The organism is Caulobacter sp. P1_B12_2, assembly GCF_056406675.1.
The window spans coordinates 1-1,813 of the sequence record NZ_JBFTZS010000651.1 but is presented as its reverse complement, the minus strand read 5'-3'; the positions used below and the strand labels follow the sequence as shown (position 1 = coordinate 1,813).

Here is a 1,813-nt window from a genome sequence, read left to right as displayed (position 1 = left end):
CTTCCAGGATGTGCCGGGACTGGCCTTGGTCGAGTGGTGAGCTAGCCTCCACGAACAGGGAGCGCCTTGCCGTCGCGCTCACGAAGCCTATGGTCGTCGAGCGTCCTTCAGTCACCGAACGGAGGCTTGAACCCGTGCAGAACTCCCGATGGAAGGCCGCCAGTCCCGAGGTTCACGAGGCGTTGCGCGACGCGAAGATCGCCGCGGTGATGCACGCCGTCGAGAAGGTCGACGCGGCCCTGGTCGCCGACGAGTACGCGGTGTTCGCCGCCGCCCTGGCGCCCGAGCTGGTGGTCAACAACCCGGTCAACATCGTCGCCTCCAGCGCCGTGGTCCGCCAGTTGAACGCCGACGGCAAGATCAGCTACAGCCAGTACGAACGGCTGATCGAGCACGCCTCCTTGCGCGGCGACATGGTGCTGCTGATGGGCGAGGAGACCGTGACGCCCAAGGGCAAGAACCCGCTGGCCGGCCAGACCGTGCGCCGCCGCTTCACCGAGCTGTGGCGGCCCGAGGGCGCGGCCTGGCTGCTGTCGGCGCGGCAGGCGACGATCGTGCGGTAGCTTCCCCCTTCGCTGTCATCCCGGACGAGCGCGCAGCGCGAAGATCCGGGATGACAGCCGTTGGAATTACTTCTCGAACACCACCTTGCCGTCGACCACCGTCAGCACGGCCTCGGCCTTGAGGATCTCGGCTGGGGCCACCGTCATCAGATCCTTCGAAAACACCGTGACGTCGGCCTTCTTGCCGGCCTCCAGCGTGCCGCGGTCGGCTTCGGCGAAAGCGGCGTAGGCCGGGGCCCAGGTCAGCATGCGCAGGGCCTGGTCGCGGGTGACGGCCTCGTCCAGATGCCAGTCGGCGTTGGCGAAGCCGTTCAGGCTGTGACGATAGACGGCGGCGTAGAACTCGATGCGCGGGTCGCCGACCTCGACGGGCGCGTCCGAGCCGGCGGCGATCACCGCGCCGCTGTCGAGGAAGTCCTTCCAGCGATAGCCCTCGTGCAGCCGGTCCTTGCCCAGGCGGGCGGGGGCGAAATAGAGGTCGCCGATGGCGTGGCTGGGCTGCATCGAGGCGATGACCCCCAGCTTGGAAAAGCGCGGCACGTCGGTGTCGGCGACGATCTGGGCGTGCTCGATCCGCCAGCGGGCCTTCGCATCCCCGGCCAGGCTCTGCTCGAACCAGTCCAGGGTCATGCGGTTGCCGCGATCGCCGATGGCGTGCATGGCCACCTGGGCGTTCACGGCCTTGGCGGCCTTCATCAGCGCCAGGCCCTTGTCCTGCGGGGTCAGTTGAAGGCCCAGGCCCTCGGCGTCGCTGTAGGGCTCCAACAGCGCCGCGCCGCGCGAGCCCAGGGCGCCGTCCATGTAGAGCTTGACGCCGCGCACCCGGATCAGGCCGGTCGGGTCGGTGAAGGGACCCTTGGCCAGCACCTCGGCCGCGCCGCTGGGATCCATGTAGTTGTCGACGCGGAGGCTGAATTTCTTGTCCGCCGCCAGGCCCTGGAGGATCGCCAGGTCGGGGGCTTCGACGCTCATGTTTCCCAGGCCCGTCCAGCCGCGCGAGGCGTAGAGGGCGCCGGCCTTTTCGAGGGCCTGGCGCTTGAGGGCCTCGGACGGCGGCGGGATCACGGCGGCGATCAGGCTCTGGGCGTGGTCGATCAGCATGCCGTCCGGCGCGCCGTCCGCGCCCTTCAGGATCTGGCCGCCCGCCGGGGCGGCGGTGTCCTTGGTCACCTTCGCCGCCGCCAGGGCCGCGCTGGAGGCCACCGACGCGTGGCCGTCGGCGCGTTCCAGCACGACGACGCGGCCGGACG

At 69.8% G+C, this 1,813-nt stretch carries 2 protein-coding genes; one reads left to right on the top strand and one right to left on the bottom strand.

Features of this window, described 5'->3' with window-relative positions:
* The first annotated feature begins 134 nt into the window (after window positions 1-134).
* Window positions 135-563, top strand: a complete 429-nt coding sequence (locus AC1DZ6_RS24495; protein ID WP_477099705.1) for a nuclear transport factor 2 family protein — start codon at window positions 135-137, stop codon at window positions 561-563.
* A gap of 66 nt (window positions 564-629) precedes the next feature.
* Here AC1DZ6_RS24495 and AC1DZ6_RS24490 read toward each other — a convergent pair.
* Window positions 630-1,813: amidohydrolase (locus tag AC1DZ6_RS24490; RefSeq protein WP_477099704.1), on the bottom strand; the 1,184-nt coding region annotated here is incomplete at its 5' end.